Raw genomic sequence first — 19,827 nt, forward strand, 5'->3', positions numbered from 1 at the left:
GTAAATATTATTTACTTCAATTCAAATTGGGAATATCGGATTTCGAAATTTCAAAATGATCCTCCTCTTCTTTAAATTTCATAATCGCATCTAAGGCATCCGGCACCACATCACTGCAAATGGTTATAAATGCACCTTTTTTGGCATTTTTAATTGCAAATGCTATAGCCTCCGATTCAGTAGGAATTACTTTCACCTTTTTATCCTTATCCACAGCATGAACTCCTTGCAACATCAGTTCAATAATTTCTTGATCGGTGCGGCCACGCAAATTTTTATCCTGACGAATAATTATTTCATCAAACATGGCAGCTGCAAGTTTCCCTAAGCTGATAATGTCGGAATCTCTTCTATCTCCAACGCCGGCAATAATTCCAACTTTAGGTTTAGCACTTATTTTTTCGAGGAATTTACCAATGGCTGCAAAGCCTGCAGAGTTATGCGCATAATCCACCATCACTTGGAAATTTTTAAACTGGAATAAATTCATACGACCTGGTGTTTGTGTTGGCGAAGGAATAAACGTTTCAAGCGCCAATCGCATGTCCTCAATTTTGAAGTTGCGCACAAATCCGGCAAGCACTGCCGGCAAAATATTTTGAATCATAAATATTGCCTTTCCAGAAAAAGTCAAAGGAATATTCACCACTTTATCTACTCTAATTTTCCATGTGCCTTTGCAAATGGTTACATAGCCATCTTCCACCACAGCAGCTAAACCACCTTCATCACAATGCTTTAATATTCTGGGGTTTTGTGCATCCAAACTAAACAAACAAATTTTGCATTCAAGGCCTTTCGACATATTAAAAACCAAATCGTCATCCGCATTTAAAATGGCATAGCCATTGGGCAATACGCTTTCGGGCACAACTGCTTTTACACGTGCCATATCTTCAATGCTATTGATGTCTTTTAAACCTAAATGATCTTCAGCCACATTGGTAACAATACCAATATCGCAATTATGAAAACCTAATCCGGCTCGCAGTATACCGCCTCTCGCACATTCCAAAACTGCAAAATCAACAGTAGGATCTCTTAATACAAACTCAGCACTTTTTGGTCCGGTACAATCACCGCGTTCCAACATTCGGTTTTGAATATAAATTCCATCGGTTGTGGTGAAACCAACTTTATAACCCATTGTCTTTACCATGTGCGCAATTAAACGGGTGGTTGTAGTTTTCCCATTTGTCCCACTTACCGCGATAATTGGAATTCGTGAAGATTTTCCGGGAGGATACAGCATATCTACAACTGGTTCCGCCACATTTCTTCCCAAACCTTCGGTAGGCGCAATGTGCATTCTAAATCCCGGGCCTGCATTTACTTCCAGCACTGCACCACCATTTTCATTTAATGGAGTAGTTAAGTCAGGCGCCATTATATCTATACCACAAATATCTAAACCAATAATACGTGCAATGCGCTCGGCCATAAATACATTATATGGATGTACCAAGTCCGTTACATCGGTAGCAGTTCCTCCGGTACTTAAATTTGCTGTAGTTTTTAAATAAAGCACTTCATCTTTAGGAACAACAGAATCAAGTGTCAGATTTTTTTCATTTAAAATCTGCATCGTCATATCATCCACTTTTATGGCGGTCAATACTTTTTCATGTCCATATCCTCGGCGTGGATCGCTGTTAACAATATTAATTAATTGCTGAATGGTATTTTTTCCATCCCCGGTAACCGAAGCAGGTGTGCGCTTTGCTGCTGCAACTAATTTGTAATTAATAACCAACAAGCGGTAATCAAAACCGGTTACAAATTTTTCGCAAATAACCGCTCTTGATATTTTTTTTGCTGCCACCATCGCCACCATAGCATCATCCCAACTGCGCACATTGGTTGTGATACCACGCCCATGATTGCCATTTACAGGTTTCAATACAATGGGATAGCCAATACTTTTAACAGCACCCTCTAAATCATCCTCATCGTAAATAATTCTTCCACGCGGAATTGGAATGGAAGCAGCATCTAATAAATTTTTTGTTTCTTCTTTATCACACGCAATTTCAACAGCAATATTACTGGTGGTGCTGCTTACAGTTGCCTGGATGCGGGTTTGATTTACTCCATGTCCCAACATTACAAGCGAATGTTTATTGAGTCGAATGTAAGGAATGCCTCTGCTCACTGCTTCGTCCACAATTGAACCTGTGCTGGGGCCCAATCGCTCGTCCTCTCGAATTTCACGCATGTTTTGCAAATCTTCTTCCAACTCATACACCTCACCATTTACCAATGCTTGAGCAATGCGCACAGCTGCTTTTGCCGCGTATATCCCCACCTTTTCTTCCATGTAAGAAAACACAACATGATATTTTCCTTTTTCACCTGTTGTGCGCGTGCGGCCAAATCCTGTATCCATCCCGGCAAGGGTTTGAATTTCTAAAGCGATGTGCTCAATTACATGTCCCATCCAGGTTCCTTCTTTTACCCGAAAGAAAAAACCACCTTCAAAAGTTTCTGAACAACGATGCGAAAACATAGTGGGAAACATTTTTTCTAAACGCTCACCAAAACCAGGAATAACATTAGTTGGCTTTTCTTCCAAATCTTCCAAATCCAATTTCATCACAATTAGTTTGTGTCTCCAAATACTCCAGTAGTTTGGACCTCGCATGGCATTGATTTCAATAATTCTCATACTTTAATTGATTTAGGTGTGTCGATTAATTTTTAGCAATACACATCGCTGCAAAGCAATAACCGGGTTATGAAATAACTTTGCACTTTGCTACACTACAAACTTATAAAAAAGATTGAAAGATAAAAGTATATTACACATTATTGAATGCGCCGCATACCCATCCTTTTAAAAGTAAATCAATATCCATTTAATTAGCACTGAATTTACAAATGATTTACTATTTTTATCCTTCACGGATACTTTTAACTCATAAAATAAGTATTATGACTCCCTCAGATATAGAATTTAAAGTAATGCAGCAGCGCTTGGCGCATAGTTACACCGATATCTTTTTGAATAAACTCGCAGAGCGCACTGTTGTTATTGTACCCAGCTTAACGCTCGACCATGAAATGCTAAATACCCTAAAAGGCTCTGTGCATTATGAGGAGCGTTTGTTGTGTATGTTAATGCTTTTGCGGATGCCCCGCACACATGTTATTTATATAACCAGTGTACCGGTTGATCCTAGTATTGTGGATTACTACCTGCATTTATTACCGGGAATAACCGGGCAACATGCGCGCAAAAGGCTTACGCTATTAAGTTGCTACGATGCCTCTCACATTTCCTTGATTGAAAAAATATTGAAGCGCCCGCGACTAATTCAGCGCATACGTGAAAGCATTAAATATTCTGATTTAACGCACCTCTCTTGCTTTAACGTTACTGAATTTGAAAAACAACTTTCACTCATTTTAAACATTCCTATCTATGGTTGTGATCCCAATTTGCTGTATTTAGGTACAAAAACAGGCAGTCGTAGAATTTTCAAAAAGCTTGGAATTCCGGTAGCACCGGGATTTGAAGAATTAAAAAACGAACAAGAAATTGCACTTGCATTGGCAAAACTGAAGCAAGATAATCCGACATTAAAAAAAGCAGTTGTAAAAATAAATGATGGATTTTCGGGCGAAGGAAATGCACTCTTTCGCTATGAGCATTTAGATGCTTCCCAACCGAAGCTTGCTGAAGAAATTTTGAAATGCCTGCCTGCTCAACTAAGTATAGTTGCAGCAAAAGTGACCTATTCCGATTTTCTTAACAAATTTTGCAGCCTTCAAGGAATTGTGGAAGAGTTTATTGATGGGGAAATAAAAGAATCTCCTTCTGTGCAATGCCGCATCAATCCATTAGGTATGACCGATGTAATTTCTACACACGATCAATTGCTGGGTGGCGAAAGTGGACAAGTATTTATTGGAGCCACTTTCCCGGCTAACTTAGAATATACTCGTGAAATAGGCTACGCAGGAAAATTAATTGCCGAAGAATTACGCAGAGAAGGTGTGATGGGCCGATTTGCAATTGATTTTCTTTCGGTGAAACAAGCCGATGGTTGGAAACATTATGCCATTGAAATTAATTTGCGAAAAGGTGGAACCACTCATCCTTTTCTTATGCTTCAATTCCTTACGGAGGGAGAATTTAATTGGGAAAAAGGCGAATACCTGATGCCCAACGGACAATCGCGCTGCTACTTTGCATCCGATAATGTAGTGAATGAAAAATACAAAGGCTTATCTCCGCATGATTTAATTGATATTGCCATATGCAACAATTTACAATACGATGGTGCGCGACAAGAAGGTGTGATGTTTCACATGATGGGAGCCCTATCGCAATATGGAAAATTAGGAATGGTGTGTATTGCCAAAACCAAAGAAGATGCAGAAGCCTATTTTAATAAAACCCTTTTGATATTAGATGCAGCAGTGGATTATGCAAATTAAATTATGCGATTCTAAATTATTTCTTTGACCATTCGGGAAACTAAAAGAGATAAAAAAAGGTCGTTAACAAAATTGCTAACGACCCAATTTATAATCCGATTTAAACTATTTCACAAATAAATCTTTTGAGTTTACAACATCCACTCTGCTCATGTTTACCCGATACTTTGCAACAACTTCATCCTCTGCTTTAATTTCGGGTGTTAACACAGCCTTTAATGAGTTAGAATAGCTCATAGGCGATTCTAAATTTTCACGTAACCTTTTTGCCAAATTTTCAGATTCTGATTTATCTGTTACAATAGTTATGTACATATTTTTCACCTGAAAATTCTTTTTTATAGCAGCATTCACATCTTCTAATGTTGCTTTTTCAAGTAATTTATCCAGTTCAACGATGTAATCTTTTCTACCATAAAAGCGGCTATCCATAAGGAATCCAAGTTGTTTGTTTGGTGTGGTAATGTATAATTTAATATATGAGCGCAAGAATGTTTTTGTAAGTTCAAAGTCTTCCTTATTCATTCCATTTGTAATTAAATTATCCATTTCACGTAGCGCCATGCGTATAGCAAAATGAGCATGACCAATTTTAATTCCATCCAACTCCTTGTACTGTCCTAACAAACCTTTAGCCGTTTGAACAGGTCGAAGCCAAATCGAAAAATAATTGGAAGATCGCGGGAATCCGGGTTGAGGCAACATGTTAGCGCCACCGTTATTGTACCATTCAATGTAACTGTAATCGCCATAATTCATAGAGCGGTCTTGCCGGATTTTTTGATACAGGCGGGAATATGATTTACGGTGTTCACCCAACCAGGAATTTGCAATCATCAAAGCGGCAAATTCATCATCTTTGCGTGTAACAGCTAAAGGAAATCCCATAAATATGGCGGAGCCTAGGGCTTCATCCTTTGAGACAATTTCCACTTTCACGCCTTCAGCACTTCTTGCAATACCCACAGCACTTAGCTGAGGAGCTTCTTGTGCTAAGCCATTTAAATCAGCTCTTAAGTTCATTAAAAATTCGGCTGTATAATTCCCTGCAATGCCAATAGTAAGATTCTTAGCGGTGAAACATTTTTTATAATGCATCTTCACATCTTCTAACGTAATTGCTTTTATAGCTTCAGAAGTTCCTTCTATAAGGTGCTGATAATTTGTACCTCTAAATAAAAAATCCTCTAAAGCTTTTTTGCTGTATTCTTCATCTGAAGAAGATTTTATTACTTGATCCACATAGTTTTGTTGATTCGATTTTACGCGTTTAAAATCTGCTTCGCCAAATCGTGGCTGCAGCATCAAACCTTTGATAATAGTATAAAATTGCGCTGTAAAATCACGGTGAAATTCAAATGTAAAAATGCTAACTTCTTTATCCACCGTTACATAATAGTTTGCTGCCATGGGGTAAATAAAATCCTTAATTTCTGTACTCGTTTTATCCGCTGTCCCACCGTCTGTAATTAAATTAGCAGTTAAATAGGTTAGGCCTTCCTTGCCTTGAGGATCGCTCATGGAGCCATTGCGAAACATCAGTTTTACAACTATTTTATCCGATTTGGGTAATTTTAATTCCACCACCTCTTGTGCTTTAGAATTCCATGCTGAGAAGAAAAAAAGGCCAGTCAGCAGCAGAAAAGTGTGTGTATAAATGTTAACTAATTTTTTCATGTTATGTATTTTAGATTTCGTTTAGTCTTGTTTAAATTAAATAGTGCATGCAAACTTGCAATTACTTAATAGTATTTTCAGCAGTTTCAGAAATAGTTGAAACAGTTAACCCTGTATTCACCAAATACTTTTTAGCTACATTGGAAATGTCTTGAGGCGTTACTTTATCAATCAAGGCATAATAGCGATTAATTGATTCAGGATCCCCTGATAGCCAGGTAAAATGCGCCAATGCATTTGCTGTTGCATCAGGACTATCCATGCGCATTGCAAAACTATATTTAGTGCGGGATTTAATTTCATTTAAATAAGCATTATCAACAGGTTTAGACTTTAAATTTTCGATGGCCTTCATAATTTCATCTTTCGCATATTGCAAATCTTCCTGTTTAACTGCAGTAGCATCAAACTGTATTAAATTTTTATCGCGTGCCAGGTTGTAATAAGCACCTAAATCGCGTAATTTTTGTTCTTGAATTACCAATTTTTTATTCAATTCAGCACGCTCAGAGCATAACACATCACTCAGTAAATCAAGCGCGGCTACTTCAATATCGGAATCGTTAAAAGGGTTTGCTTTAAAACTCAATGTAAGGTGCGGTGGAAACTTTGGAACTTGCAAATGCACATATTTAGTGCGCGTTTGAGTCGGTTCTTGAATAATTTGAGGTGTGTAGGTACCCTTTTGCCATTCTCCAAAATAGGCTGCAGACATTTCATTAACCGCTTCGGGAGTAACATCTCCAACTACAATAATAGTTGTGTTTTCGGGCTTGTAAAATCGATTAAAAAATTCGATGGAGTAGTCGTATTGATTCGGCATATCCACAATATCTTTAAAAAATCCCATGGTGGTATGCTTGTAGGTATGCTTTTCAAATGCAGTATCCATGGTTGCTTCATACAATTTTTGCAAGGCATTTGAATAATTTTTAGTGTACTCGCCTTTTACAGCACCGGCTTCTGTTTTAAAATCCTGTTCTGAATATTTTAAATTCATCATACGGTCGGCTTCCAATTCAAACATTTTATCGAGCATGGCAGCATTGCCGGTCATGTGATACAAGGTGCGGTCAATAGAAGTGTTTGCATTTGCAGATGCACCAATGGATTTTAAAATTTCACTGTATTTTTCTTTGGAGTACTTTTTTGTTCCGCGAAACATCATGTGTTCGAAGAAGTGTGCAAAACCACTCTTACCGGGTTCTACTTCCTCCCGTGATCCAACTCGTACTAAAATAAAAAAGGAGGCGATACCGGGGCTTTCAAATGGAACAGTTACTACGTTTAATCCGTTATCCATCCTTTTTTGAAAGATCTGGTTGGGAAGAATTTTTTTACCACCGAGGTCATTTTGGCTACTTGCAACAAGAGCAATAACAAGAAATGAAATACTAAAAATTATTTTTTTCATGAAATACGTATATTGATATAGGTTTTGAAATATTTGAATTACAACATTAAGGAATTGGCTTCAAATTGAAAAGCTAATTAGTTATTATTAAAAGTAGTATTTGAGTATAAGCATAAAATTAATGCTACACATAACCATTCACTTATTTAAATTTTCGCTGTTTTGTCGTCTTTGCCTCAAGCTTTCGTTATAAATTTTCGCAGCATTCCTTTTGTGCTTTTTTTGATTAATGCTTAAGGGTATGGTAACCCCGTAAAGACCTATACCAAGCGAAAGTAGTCCAACATTAAGTTTTCCTCCTCCTTGAGCAACGCCAACTGCCCAACCCAAACATAAACCACTTGAAATGGCAGAAATTGTAGCAAACACATTATTTAATTTAAAGGCCTTATACTCTTGTTCCGCCTCATAATTAAATTTAATAATCTCATGAAAATCCCTTCCTGTTAACAAATGATTTTCTTGAAAATAAAAAGTTCCAAAAATATTTTTCTTAATGCAAATAGTGTCAATCTGTGCGAATAAAGTGGTTATGGTGAGAAGTAAAATTCCACCTGTTAGCATTATAATTCTAAGCATCATAGCAAAACTTTAGCATACAATAAATAGAATGTAATTTTCAATTTCATTCATACTTCAACTTGCATTGAAATAGTTTAGTTTCATTTTATTTTGCAATTTCAAAATACAAAGTACAATTAGCTTTTAATCAATTTTAAAGTAATGGTTTCGTGCTTGTTTGATGTTAGTTGAATATAATAAAAACCTGGAGAAAGTTCCTTTAGCTCAAAAATACGAGAAGTGAGGTTTTCTTCTACTACTTCGGTTATTTTGTTTCCCAGAGCATCTCTAAGAATTATTGTTCCAGTAAAGTTGATTTTGGTTCTTAAATAAATTCGATCTTCAGCAGGAATTGGAAATAATTCAAAATTGGATTCCCTATTTTCATGAATTCCAACAGGTGCTGTGAATTTGGCTACGTAAGCCTTATTTGATGAATTTTTAAACCCCCCAGCCGCATAAACATTCGTCTGGTTGTCTACAGCAAGAGCAAAAATAGCTCCATTAAAATTCTGGTTTGTGCTATTTCCTAAGTCATTCCATTGAACTCCATTCCATTGTGCCACACAATACTTATTTGTGGATGGGAACTTAAAATAACCACCCGCATAAATATTTCCCCAATTATCAGACTTAATATCATAGACGGGGCAACATGGGTTGAGATTAGCTGTTGTGCCTCCTAGAACTGTCCATGCAGTTCCATTGAACATAACAATATCATATCCCTGCCCAGTGGATGGAACACCTGATGCATAAACATTATTATTTATATCGGTTGCAAGAAGGGAAATTTCCAAACCATGATACGTCGTTGCACCCACAGCAGACCAAGTTGTTCCGTTCCATTTTGCAACATAAGCATCACCTCCTGGTTGAGTAAATCTACCCCCAGCATAAACATTCCCAATATTATCAATTGCAAGTGTCATTATATGATCATTGGCATTCAAGCTATTGGCACCTGTACCTAATTCACTCCATGAGGTTCCATTCCATTTAGCAACATAATTTTTACCGGATGCATTTTTGAACCATCCAGATACATAAACATTACCTGCCAAATCTGTTGCTAATGCTTCGATTTCTCCATTGGCGTTTAAACCGTTTGCACCGCTCCCTAATTTACTCCAGCTTACACCATTCCATTTTTGCACATAATATTTACCTGTAACATTATCCTTACAAGATCCTGCTGCATAAATATTTCCAGTCGGGTCGGTGGCAAGGATAGGTTCATATCCCTGATAGCAATCAATGGAATTCGCACCTGTACCTAATTCTACCCAGTTAGTCCCAGTCCATTTAGCGACATAAGAATGCCCACTTGCGTTGGAAATATCAGGTGTAGCATAAACATTTCCAGTATTATCAGATAAAAGATGAAATATGTAATCAAAAGCAAAAAGTCCATTTGCACCAGTTCCCATTGCCGACCATTGAGCATTTGCAAGGGAGGGTAGAAAAAATAAAATTAGGTAGATTCTTTTCATTTTATAAGTTTTAGCTTTTATTTAAAATTATTGTTTTTAAATCAAAAATAAACTATTATTCCTTAAATAAAATTGGATTCAAAAAGATTAACTTTTTGTTTACTACCCGAATAATTATAACTTAAATGAGAGAATAATAATATCGTTTTCTATTGTCATTTCCATTCAGACTAATAACTCAGAATTCCATTAAACCCTCAACCTATGCATATATAAATCCTAAATCTACACCTCAAATATCCCATCAGGATACTCCACCTGGGTTAAAAACAAACCTTCTGCTGGTACTGAAAAACCTGCCAACGAACGATTCTTTGATTCAATTATTTGAGCAAAATCCTGTTCAGTAATTTCTCCTCTTCCAACTTGGATGAGTGTGCCTACTATGGCTCTAACCATGTTGCGTAAAAAGCGGTTGGCTTTAATTTCAAAAATCAATTGATCTCCCTTTTGATACCACTCCGCTTTATATATTTTACAATTGTTGGTTAGCACTTGCGTATTGGATTTGCTAAAGGAAGTAAAGTCTTCGTAGTTGAATAGTAATTTAGCCGCACTGTTCATTTTACCAATATCTAACACCCCATACAAGTAATAAGAAGTATCCATTTCAAATGGATTCTTTCCTCTTGAAATAAAATACTGATAGGTTCTTGAAAGCGCATCAAATCTCGCATTAGCTCCTTCATTCACTTTATACAAGGAATAAGCAGCAATATCTTTAGATATGATTTTATTGAGTTTGTACAGTAAAAACTTCTCGTCACTCAATTCATTTTCAGAGTCGAAGTGCGCATAAAATTCGCGCGCATGCACGCCTGTATCCGTGCGTCCACAACCGACTGTTTCGATTGGAGCAGCCAACAAAATACTTAAACCTGCATCCAATTCTTCCTGAATACTATGTGCATTTTCCTGCTTCTGCCAGCCATGAAAGTGAGTTCCTTTATACGCTAATTTTATAAAATACCTTGGCATATTTTCATTCTTCTTTCAAACAAAAATAAGGCAATTTATCGGATAAAAATGATTGCACTCAAAATAGTTGAACACTTTGACGCTGTAAGGGATTAACAAATATTAACAGGCTGGCATTTCTTCCAAAACAAGGAGTACGATACATTTGCAACACTAAAATTATTTCAACAAAATATGGAAACTACAAGTATTGATATTAAGGAGCTAAACGAGCGCATACAACGTGAAAGTGCCTTTGTGGACATGATTTCTTTGGAAATGGACAAAGTTATTGTGGGACAAAAATACATGGTGGAGCGTTTGCTGATTGGATTACTTTCGAACGGCCACATCCTCTTGGAAGGGGTACCGGGATTGGCAAAAACACTGGCTATTAAATCCTTGGCATCTACCATTGAAGCCGGATTTAGCCGTATTCAATTTACTCCCGATTTATTACCTGCCGATTTAATCGGTACCATGATCTACAATCAAAAAAAGGAAGAGTTTACTGTTCGAAGAGGTCCTGTATTTTCTAACTTTATTTTAGCCGATGAGATTAACCGTGCTCCGGCAAAGGTTCAAAGTGCCTTGCTTGAAGCCATGCAGGAACGTCAGGTTACTATTGGTGATCAAACTTTTAAACTTCCTGAGCCCTTCTTAGTTTTAGCAACACAAAATCCAATTGAACAGGAAGGAACATATCCCCTGCCTGAAGCACAGGTGGATCGCTTCATGCTAAAGATCGTAATTGGCTATCCGAGTAAAGAGGATGAGAAAAAAATTGTGCGTCAAAATATTGCCAATGTTTTTCCAAGTGCAAATTGCATCCTAAAAACTGAAGACATCATCCGCGCCAGAGGTATAGTGAAAGAAGTGTATATGGATGAAAAAATTGAGCAATACATTGTTGATATTGTTTTTGCAACCCGCTTTCCAAAAGATTTCAAGCTCGAAAAATTTGCACCGCTAATTTCTTACGGAGCTTCACCTCGCGCCAGTATCAACTTAGCTTTGGCATCTAAAGCCTTTGCATTTATTAAACGCCGTGGGTATGTAATTCCCGAAGATGTGCGTGCCGTATGTACTGATGTATTGCGTCATAGAATTGGATTAACCTATGAAGCAGAAGCTGAAAACATCACCAGCGAACACATCATCAACGAAATATTAAATACTGTAGAAGTCCCTTAATCGTTGAACATTCAATGCCTTTAACATATAATCTGAATATAGGATTATTGAAATCATGTAATAGCGTTTCGTAAAATTAGTCATTCGTTAATTCGTAACATGGACACATCAGAGCTGTTAAAAAAAGTCAGAAAAATTGAGATTAAATCGCGGGGCTTATCCAACCAGATTTTCTCAGGTGAATACCACAGTGCCTTTAAAGGTCGTGGTATGGCTTTTAGCGAAGTGCGCGAATACATGCCTGGCGACGATATACGTACCATCGACTGGAATGTAACTGCACGCTTTAACCATCCTTATATTAAGGTGTTTGAAGAAGAACGCGAAATGACGGTGATGTTACTTGTAGACTTGAGTGCTTCTGAAAACTTTGGAACCCAAAAGCAATTAAAAAAAGAACTCATTACCGAATTGTGTGCTGTGCTTGCCTTTTCGGCCATTCAAAACAATGATAAAATTGGTGTGATTTTTTTTAGTGATAAAATCGAAAAATACATTCCACCAAAAAAAGGAAAAAGCCACATTCTATTAATCATTCGCGAACTGCTTGAGTTTACTCCTCAAAATAAAAAAACAAACATCTCCTTAGCGTTAAAGTTTTTTACCAATGTGATAAAAAAACGATGCACCGCCTTTGTAATTTCAGATTTTATGGATGATAAAGAGTTTTCGGATGCGCTTAAAATTGCCAATAAAAAGCACGATACCATTGCACTTCGCATTTACGACAAACACGAAAATGAATTGCCACAAATGGGATTGGTGAAGTTCTTAGACGCTGAATCCGGTGCAGTTAGATGGATGGATACCAATAGTGCCGCTGTGCGAAAAAATTATTTTGTTCAAGGCAAAAAACGGGAAGAAAAACTGAATCACACTTTTAATAGAAGTGGTGTAGATGTGGCACATATTAACACTCAGGAACAATACATAAAACCCCTGATGAACTTATTTAAGAAAAGAGGTAAATAGTTTTGAACGTATGCAAATTTTAAGTAAGAAGATTTTTATAAAACTATTCGTTAGCGCTTGTGTGGTACTCTTTAGTATTACGGCTGTGCTAGCGCAAAAAAATCTGGCTACAGCCAAATTAGATTCTGTTAAAATAAAAATAGGCGACCAAACTTTTTTGCAATTAGCCATTGAAACACCAGTTGGCAGTAAAGTTAAATTTCCGGAACTCTCCGATACTATCAATGCCCACCTCGAAATTGTTTCTCAATCAAAAATTGACACGTCCTACTCAAGGGATAAACAACGAGCCCTTTATTCCAAAAAATTATTGATTACCTCCTTTGATTCGGGCTATTTCGCAATTGCACCGTTTAGTTTTATAGTAGATGAAGATACAGCTAATCCAGTAGATACAGAGCCTTTATTAATTCAAATTCAAACCGTTTCGGTGGATACCACAAAAGCGATTAGGGATATAAAAGGTCCTAAAGATGCACCATGGAACATTCGCGAAATTATTCCTTACCTCATTGGTGGAGGCATTGCAATATTAGTTGCGCTATTGATAATTTTTTACTTGAAAAAGCGAAAAGTAAAACCCGAAATCGTTATCGAGAAAAAACCGGATACCCCTGCACACATTATTGCATTGCAGCAATTACAACAATTACAAGACGAAAAACTTTGGCAGGAAGGGAAATATAAAATGTATCAAGTGCGTTTATCCGACATCGTGCGCAGTTATATTGAAAATCGATTTCACATCAATGCATTGGAACAAACTACCGATGAAACAATGCGTAGCTTTCGAGGGGTGAACCTGACGGAAGAATTGAGGTTTAATTTGAAACAATTGTTGATGCTTTCGGATATGGTAAAGTTTGCAAAAGAACAACCCTTGCCATCCGAGAATGAAAAGAGCATGGAAGATGCCATTCGTTTTGTGAATCTTACTGCTAACAATTTTGCTGATTTAGAAGGGAAGGAGGAAAAAGTATGAAAGGGGTAAGTTTCGCAAATCCTGAGCTGTTTTATGTATTGCTGCTCATACCCGCTTTTGTGGTGTGGTATATTTTTAGACATAACTATAAGAAAGCTGCTTTACACATTTCTTCCTTTACAGGCTTTGAAGGAATTAAAACTCCGTTAAAAGTGTATTTGCGACATAGTTTATTTGCTTTACGAATGTTAGGGCTTGCTTTATTAATTGTTGCCATGTGTAGACCTCAATCCAAAAAAAGTTGGCAGGATTTAAAGACAGAAGGAATTGATATTGTATTGGCTTTAGATATTTCTGCCAGTATGCTTGCGCAGGATTTTAAACCCAATCGCTTAGAAGCTTCTAAGGATATTGCCATGGAGTTTATTGATAGCCGCCCGGATGATAGAATTGGACTAGTAATTTTTAGCGGTGAAAGTTTTACACAATGCCCACTTACCACCGACCACTCTGTGCTCAAAAATTTATTTAGTGGGGTTAAAACAGGGATGATACAAGATGGGACCGCCATTGGAATGGGACTTGCCACGGCAGTTAACCGCATACAAAATAGTAAAGCCAAAAGCAAAGTGATTATTCTTTTAACGGATGGCGTAAATAACTCAGGCTCCATTTCGCCCGAATTAGCCGGGGAGCTGGCACAACCTTTTGGGATACGCATATACACCATTGGGGTGGGAACTAAAGGTATGGCCTATTCACCTGTTGCACTTTACCCTAACGGGCAATATGCTTATGATTATGTGAAGGTGGATATAGATGAACCGGTGTTGAAAAAAATAGCGAACCTCACCGGCGGCAAATATTTTAGAGCTACTAACAATGAAAAACTAAAGCAAATTTATGCCGAAATAGATAAATTGGAAAAAACCATTATTGAAGAAAAAAATTACACTAAAAAATCAGAATTGTTTTTTCCATTGGCTTTGGCTGCTGCCGTTTTATTGTTGCTTGAATTCCTTTTAAAGAATACAGTTTTCAAAAGTTTAACTTAATTAAATTAATCGCAATCGTGTTTCGCTTCGAAAACATACATTATTTATATGGGCTGTTACTTATCCCAATAATTATTTTGACAGCCCTCCTGATTCGACGTTGGCGCAAACGAACTATTGCTTCATTTGCAGATGCGAATTTGGTAAATGCGCTGGTTCCGGATTTATCCAAATTTAAACCGGCATTAAAAGTTACCTTTTTATGTCTGGCATTTTTCTTTCTCATAATAGGTTTGGCGAATCCTCAAAATGGTTCAAAACTCGAAGAAATAAAACGCGAAGGGGTGGATTTGATTATTGCACTTGACATCAGCAACAGTATGCGTGCTGAAGATTTAAGCCCTAACCGACTTGAAAATGCAAAGTTGGCTATTTCAAGACTTATTGAAAATTTACGTGATGACCGTATTGGTGTGGTAATATTTGCCGGACAAGCTTACGTGCAATTGCCCGTTACCACCGATTACGCAGCTGCAAAATTATTTTTAGATAATATCAGTACCGATATGATTCCAACACAAGGAACTGCAATTGGTAATGCAATTGAATTGGCTGTAAATTCATTTGACCCGAAAAGCGGGAACAGTAAAGCAATTATTGTAATTACCGATGGCGAAAATCACGAAGATGATGCCATAAAAGCTGCTGAAGCCGCAGCCGAAAAAGGAATTGCAGTGCATACCATTGGAATGGGATCACCTAATGGAGCGCCTATCCCACTCTACCAAAACGGACACCAAACAGGATTTCGAAAAGACAATAGCGGAACCACAGTAATTACACGCCTCGATGAAAATAATTTGCAACAAATTGCTTCCATGGGACATGGAATATATGTGCGAGCCACCAACTCACAAGCCGGATTAAGTATCATATTTGACCAAATAAATAAAATGCAGAAAAAGGAATTTGGCAGTAAAGTATATACCGATTACGATGACCATTTTCAAATTTTTCTCTTCCTAGCTATATTGTTTTTTATGATAGAACTTTTAATCTCAGAAACAGTAAGCAAATGGTGGTTAAAACTGGATTTATTTGGCAAAAACAAAAACACTAATTCCATTAATTAAAAGAAAATGATTCAACGTGCGATAGCTTTCTTCTTTTATAGTTTGATGACTTTAGTTAGCTCCAATGCTCAAACGGAGAATAAATACATCCGTGAAGGAAACGATTTTTATAAACACAATAAATTTTTAGAAGCAGAAAAAAGCTATTCTAAATCTATCGATAAAAATAAAGCATCACTTGATGCACAGTTTAATTTGGGCGATGCTTTGTACAAACAAAAAAAATACGAAGAGGCAGGAAATTTATTTGAATCCCTCACCAAAAAAATCACAGATAAACCCAAATTGGCGCAAACCTACCACAACCTAGGTAATTCATTGCTGCAGAACAAAAAATATGAAGACTGTGTAAAGGCCTATCAAAATGCATTAAAAATAAATCCCAAAGATGAAGACACGCGTTACAATTTAGCGTACGCAAAAAAGAAATTAGAACAACAGCAAAATCAAGATAAAAACAACAAAAACAAGGATAACAAAAACGATCAAAACAAAGATCAGAATCAACAAAATCAAGATAACAAAGACCAAAATAATAAAGATAAAAAAGACCAACAACAAGGAGATAACAAAGATCAAAAAGACGAAAAACAAGAGCAACAACAAGCACAACAGCAGCCCCAAAAAATGAACAAGGAGGATGCTAAACGTTTATTAGAAGCCATGAACAATCAGGAAAAAGATGTTCAGGATAAATTGAAAAAGAAAAAAGCGGTGGGAGTTAAAGTAGCCATTGAAAAAGATTGGTAAGCGCTTAAATGTATTGAATAAATGAAAAAAAATAACCTAATTCTACTCATCATTTTTACCTGCCTCTCCAAACTTGTTTTGGGCCAAGATGCAGTGCTTACCGCAACAACCAGCAGATCACAAGTTGGTGTGGGAGAACAATTTCAAATTTCGTATTCACTTAATGCAAGTGGTGGAAATTTTAGATCTCCCGAAATTCGTGAATTTGCTGTACTCTCCGGACCAAATCAGTCCAGCAGCATGACCTTTGTAAACGGCAACATGTCGCAAACACTTTCCTACTCTTTTATTCTTGCAGGTCAACGCGAAGGCAAATTCACCATTGGCCCCGCTTCGATTGTGGTGAACGGAAAAACAATATCCTCTAAATCACTGGTTATAGAAGTAGTTAAAAATCCTGCAGCACAACAAGGACAGGGTGGGCAAAACAGAGGACAAGATCAGTCGGCCGGCGACAACAATGATTTATTTATCCGGGCAAGTGTGGATAAAAGTAAAGTGTATGTTGGAGAACAATTATTGGTGAGTTTCAAAATTTACACCAAGGTGAGTATCGTACAAAATGCACTTACAAAAGCTCCCGTTTTTAATGGATTCTGGAGTGAAGATATTATCTCGCCCAATCAACAAGCAACCCTAAGACCTGAAGTATTGGATGGTGTGCAGTATCAGGTGGCTGAAATCAAAAAAACGATTTTGATGCCACAACGCGCAGGAACATTGGAAATTACTGAGATGGTAATGGACTTTGTAAAAAGGGTACAACAAAAAAACCGAAGCAACAGTTTCTTTGATCAATTCTTTGGCGGCGGATATCAGGATGTGCGCACCTCTGCAAAAAGCAAAGCGCTTAAAATTGAAGTTATGCCCCTTCCTACCGCCGGAAAACCGTCTGATTTTAATGGTGCAGTTGGTGATTTTGGTATGGAAAGTCGTTTAAGTAATACCAACAAAACCCTTAAAAGCAACGATGCTACCAACCTTTATATAACTATCTCCGGTAAAGGAAATTTAAAATTAATTGACCCTTTTAAACTAAAATTACCGCCTGAGATTGAAAGCTATGATGCCAAAATAAATGATAAAATAAGTACCTCTGCTTCCGGCGTTTCAGGTAGTCGAACATTCGACTATCTCCTAATTCCAAGACATTCCGGAAGTTATAAAATTCCTTCGCTGAGCTTCACCTATTTTGATGTTTCTAAAAAAGCTTACGTAACACTAAACAGTCCGGAGTTCCCATTGGAAGTGGAAAAAGGCGCCGGCAATGAATCGGAAGCAAATGCCACTACTGTGATGACTGCCAAAGAAGATGTAAAAATTTTAGGTAACGATATTCGTTACATCAAAACAAAAACAAATTTAGTGAAGAATGGTACAGAATTTTTTGGTTCCACTGTTTTCTACTGCTTGCTATCATTGCCACTGCTCCTATTCCTTTTGTTTTCGATTGTATTTAAAAAATACATGGAAAGCCTTAAAGATACTGTTAGTAGAAAAAGCAAAAAAGCCACAAAAATAGCGCGCAAAAGAATGGAAATTGCCCAATCGCATTTAACGGCCAACAATTACGATGCTTTTTACAATGAATTGTTTAAATCAATTAATGGTTATTTAAGTGATAAACTCAATATTTCAATTGCTGATTTATCGAAAGAGAAAATAAAAGAAACACTCTTTCAAAAAGGGGCCGATGAACAGGCAATAAATTTCCTGATCACTACGTTAAACAAAAGTGAATTTGCCCGCTTTTCACCGGTAAAATCAAGTGCGGCCATGCAAACCGATTATGCCGATACCGTTGCCACCATTAGTAAAATTGAAGAAGAATTAAAATAAATAGCCATCTGACCCCAGTCAAACAAATCCAATACAGATGAAAAAAATTAGCCTCCTCCTCTTAGCTATCACCTTCACCTTGTTTTCAAGAGCATCCGAAAACGATGTGTTTAAAATTGGTAACGATGCTTACCTTAAAAACAATTTCGAAACCGCTATTTCTTCTTACCAGCAATTAATCAAAGAAGGCTATCAATCGAGCGAATTGTATTTCAATTTAGGAAATGCCTATTACAAAACCGATAGCATTGCTAATGCCATTTTATATTACGAAAAAGCAAAAAAAATTAGTCCTACCGATGAGGATGTTATTGCCAACCTAAAATTAGCCAACTTAAAAACCATCGATAAAACCGAAGCAAAAGAACAATTGATTTTTAAATCCTGGTGGGATAATTTTGTGAGCTCCAAATCTCCTGATGCTTGGGGTATACTTAGCATTATCAGCATGTTTGTTGCATTTGCAGCCCTCATTGTTTTCCGCTTATCCACCTCCTCCGTTGGGAAACAAATCTTTTTTGCCTGCTTTTGTTTAGCATTAATAAGCTCTTTGTCATTTTACTTTTTAGCAGAAACGAATCATGCGTTTAAAAATGCCAGTGGACAAGCAATTTTATTTAATTCGAGCGCCACAATTAAAAGTGCTCCTACGGAGAACTCAAAAGATTTATTCATAATTCACGAGGGTGCCAAAGTGAATATTATTGAGAAAAACAATACTTGGTTTAGGATTCGATTAGAGAATGGAAACGAAGGTTGGCTGCAAGAAAATGCAGTGCGTATAATTTAATCGCGCCACAAATAAGGAAACAAGAGGTAACTCAATAGAATTACCATTAAATTAATCAACAGCAATACTCCAAAATAAGGATAGCTCAAAGTTCTATCTAACCCGTCAACAGCGTATTTCGAAACTTTTATCAGCGAAAGCAATAAGGGAATCAACATCGGGAAACTCAAAATGGCCATTAAACTAAAGTTGCTGTTTGTTTTGGAAGCAATCGCCGAAACCATGCTTAAAACACTAGCAAAACCAATACTTCCAAAGACTAATGTCAGCAAGAAAAAGGGAACATCTTCCACTAAACTTTTTATGAAAAGCGAGTATACCAAAAAACAAACTATACTCAAAAGCAGCATCAATAAAGTGTTGTAAATTATTTTAGAAAGTATTACTGCTTGTGGACTTACCAAGGTATAATAGTACAATTGTCTTCCTTTACTTTCTTGAATAAAGCTTTTTGCCACAGCATTAATAGAACCAAATAATAGGATTACCCAAAAAAGTGCATTCCAAGTAGGTTTATCGATGATGGAGCGAAAAGAGAGATAGCAGACAAAAACAGTAGAAACAACATATAACAGAATTCCCCCTAAAGCAAATTTTTGCCTTAGTTCTTGCTTCATTTCCTTTGCAACTAAATACTTTATTTCTTGCGTTAATGTGGGCATTTAAAAATTATTAGAAGCCATAGTTTCA

The 19,827-nt window shown here is 36.9% G+C and carries 16 protein-coding genes; 9 read left to right on the forward strand and 7 right to left on the reverse strand.

Annotation, left to right across the window (positions count from 1 at the left end; translation table 11 throughout):
* Positions 1–16 precede the first annotated feature (16 nt).
* Entirely contained in the window at positions 17–2,665 is a 2,649-nt protein-coding gene (gene cphA, locus IPP32_17290) for a cyanophycin synthetase (GenBank protein ID MBL0049839.1), read from the reverse strand.
* 257 nt (positions 2,666–2,922) lie between these two features.
* On the opposite strand from cphA, the gene IPP32_17295 reads away from it, so the two are divergent.
* Entirely contained in the window at positions 2,923–4,440 is a 1,518-nt protein-coding gene (locus IPP32_17295; GenBank protein MBL0049840.1) for a carboxylate-amine ligase, read from the forward strand.
* A gap of 105 nt (positions 4,441–4,545) precedes the next feature.
* Here IPP32_17295 and IPP32_17300 read toward each other — a convergent pair whose 3' ends face one another.
* From IPP32_17300 to truA, 5 genes are all read right to left on the reverse strand, one after another.
* Positions 4,546–6,117, reverse strand: a complete 1,572-nt coding sequence (locus tag IPP32_17300; protein MBL0049841.1) for an insulinase family protein — start codon at positions 6,115–6,117, stop codon at positions 4,546–4,548.
* Positions 6,118–6,178: 61 nt separating this feature from the next.
* Positions 6,179–7,531, reverse strand: coding sequence for an insulinase family protein (locus tag IPP32_17305; GenBank protein MBL0049842.1), 1,353 nt, complete (start codon positions 7,529–7,531; stop codon positions 6,179–6,181).
* Positions 7,532–7,669: 138 nt separating this feature from the next.
* Complete coding sequence (locus IPP32_17310; protein ID MBL0049843.1) at positions 7,670–8,113, reverse strand: hypothetical protein; 444 nt, start codon at positions 8,111–8,113, stop codon at positions 7,670–7,672.
* A gap of 116 nt (positions 8,114–8,229) precedes the next feature.
* Positions 8,230–9,585, reverse strand: coding sequence for a T9SS type A sorting domain-containing protein (locus IPP32_17315; GenBank protein ID MBL0049844.1), 1,356 nt, complete (start codon positions 9,583–9,585; stop codon positions 8,230–8,232).
* Positions 9,586–9,810: 225 nt separating this feature from the next.
* Positions 9,811–10,563 (reverse strand): tRNA pseudouridine(38-40) synthase TruA, encoded by a 753-nt coding sequence (gene truA, locus IPP32_17320; GenBank protein ID MBL0049845.1) that lies wholly within the window; start codon positions 10,561–10,563, stop codon positions 9,811–9,813.
* A 174-nt stretch (positions 10,564–10,737) separates the two neighbouring features.
* Here truA and IPP32_17325 point away from each other — a divergent pair, with 174 nt between their 5' ends.
* The 8 genes from IPP32_17325 to IPP32_17360 all read left to right on the forward strand — a co-directional run bounded on the left by IPP32_17325 (position 10,738) and on the right by IPP32_17360 (position 19,137).
* Positions 10,738–11,736: an AAA family ATPase gene (locus IPP32_17325; GenBank protein MBL0049846.1), complete on the forward strand. Its 999-nt coding sequence runs from the start codon at positions 10,738–10,740 to the stop codon at positions 11,734–11,736.
* A gap of 99 nt (positions 11,737–11,835) precedes the next feature.
* Positions 11,836–12,708 (forward strand): DUF58 domain-containing protein, encoded by an 873-nt coding sequence (locus IPP32_17330; protein ID MBL0049847.1) that lies wholly within the window; start codon positions 11,836–11,838, stop codon positions 12,706–12,708.
* A gap of 10 nt (positions 12,709–12,718) precedes the next feature.
* On the forward strand, positions 12,719–13,690 hold the full coding sequence (locus IPP32_17335) for a hypothetical protein (GenBank protein MBL0049848.1): 972 nt from the start codon (positions 12,719–12,721) through the stop codon (positions 13,688–13,690).
* Positions 13,687–14,685: a VWA domain-containing protein gene (locus IPP32_17340; protein ID MBL0049849.1), complete on the forward strand. Its 999-nt coding sequence runs from the start codon at positions 13,687–13,689 to the stop codon at positions 14,683–14,685. The genes IPP32_17335 and IPP32_17340 overlap by 4 nt, the downstream gene beginning before the upstream one ends.
* Positions 14,686–14,702: 17 nt before the next feature.
* Positions 14,703–15,758, forward strand: coding sequence for a VWA domain-containing protein (locus tag IPP32_17345; protein MBL0049850.1), 1,056 nt, complete (start codon positions 14,703–14,705; stop codon positions 15,756–15,758).
* A 6-nt stretch (positions 15,759–15,764) separates the two neighbouring features.
* Positions 15,765–16,508, forward strand: a complete 744-nt coding sequence (locus tag IPP32_17350) for a tetratricopeptide repeat protein (protein ID MBL0049851.1) — start codon at positions 15,765–15,767, stop codon at positions 16,506–16,508.
* 21 nt (positions 16,509–16,529) lie between these two features.
* Positions 16,530–18,347, forward strand: coding sequence for a protein BatD (locus IPP32_17355; GenBank protein MBL0049852.1), 1,818 nt, complete (start codon positions 16,530–16,532; stop codon positions 18,345–18,347).
* 37 nt (positions 18,348–18,384) lie between these two features.
* The gene (locus IPP32_17360; protein MBL0049853.1) at positions 18,385–19,137 is read left to right on the forward strand and encodes a tetratricopeptide repeat protein; all 753 of its coding nucleotides are present in this window, start codon (positions 18,385–18,387) and stop codon (positions 19,135–19,137) included.
* On the opposite strand, the gene IPP32_17365 is transcribed toward IPP32_17360, so the two are convergent.
* Positions 19,134–19,799: a heme exporter protein CcmB gene (locus tag IPP32_17365; GenBank protein ID MBL0049854.1), complete on the reverse strand. Its 666-nt coding sequence runs from the start codon at positions 19,797–19,799 to the stop codon at positions 19,134–19,136. The genes IPP32_17360 and IPP32_17365 overlap by 4 nt on opposite strands.
* Positions 19,800–19,827: the final 28 nt, after the last annotated feature.

The organism is Bacteroidota bacterium, from assembly GCA_016721765.1.
Classification (GTDB): domain Bacteria; phylum Bacteroidota; class Bacteroidia; order UBA4408; family UBA4408; genus UBA4408.

Bases quoted from the DNA above. Each gene is read 5' to 3' on its own strand.
- truA (MBL0049845.1), bottom strand. From the start codon at position 10,563: ATGCCAAGGTATTTTATAAAATTAGCGTATAAAGGAACTCACTTTCAT.
- IPP32_17360 (MBL0049853.1), top strand. From the start codon at position 18,385: ATGAAAAAAATTAGCCTCCTCCTCTTAGCTATCACCTTCACCTTGTTT.
- IPP32_17335 (MBL0049848.1), top strand. From the start codon at position 12,719: ATGCAAATTTTAAGTAAGAAGATTTTTATAAAACTATTCGTTAGCGCT.
- IPP32_17305 (MBL0049842.1), bottom strand. From the start codon at position 7,531: ATGAAAAAAATAATTTTTAGTATTTCATTTCTTGTTATTGCTCTTGTT.
- IPP32_17350 (MBL0049851.1), top strand. From the start codon at position 15,765: ATGATTCAACGTGCGATAGCTTTCTTCTTTTATAGTTTGATGACTTTA.
- cphA (MBL0049839.1), bottom strand. From the start codon at position 2,665: ATGAGAATTATTGAAATCAATGCCATGCGAGGTCCAAACTACTGGAGT.
- IPP32_17300 (MBL0049841.1), bottom strand. From the start codon at position 6,117: ATGAAAAAATTAGTTAACATTTATACACACACTTTTCTGCTGCTGACT.
- IPP32_17340 (MBL0049849.1), top strand. From the start codon at position 13,687: ATGAAAGGGGTAAGTTTCGCAAATCCTGAGCTGTTTTATGTATTGCTG.
- IPP32_17325 (MBL0049846.1), top strand. From the start codon at position 10,738: ATGGAAACTACAAGTATTGATATTAAGGAGCTAAACGAGCGCATACAA.
- IPP32_17365 (MBL0049854.1), bottom strand. From the start codon at position 19,799: ATGCCCACATTAACGCAAGAAATAAAGTATTTAGTTGCAAAGGAAATG.
- IPP32_17355 (MBL0049852.1), top strand. From the start codon at position 16,530: ATGAAAAAAAATAACCTAATTCTACTCATCATTTTTACCTGCCTCTCC.
- IPP32_17330 (MBL0049847.1), top strand. From the start codon at position 11,836: ATGGACACATCAGAGCTGTTAAAAAAAGTCAGAAAAATTGAGATTAAA.
- IPP32_17315 (MBL0049844.1), bottom strand. From the start codon at position 9,585: ATGAAAAGAATCTACCTAATTTTATTTTTTCTACCCTCCCTTGCAAAT.
- IPP32_17310 (MBL0049843.1), bottom strand. From the start codon at position 8,113: ATGATGCTTAGAATTATAATGCTAACAGGTGGAATTTTACTTCTCACC.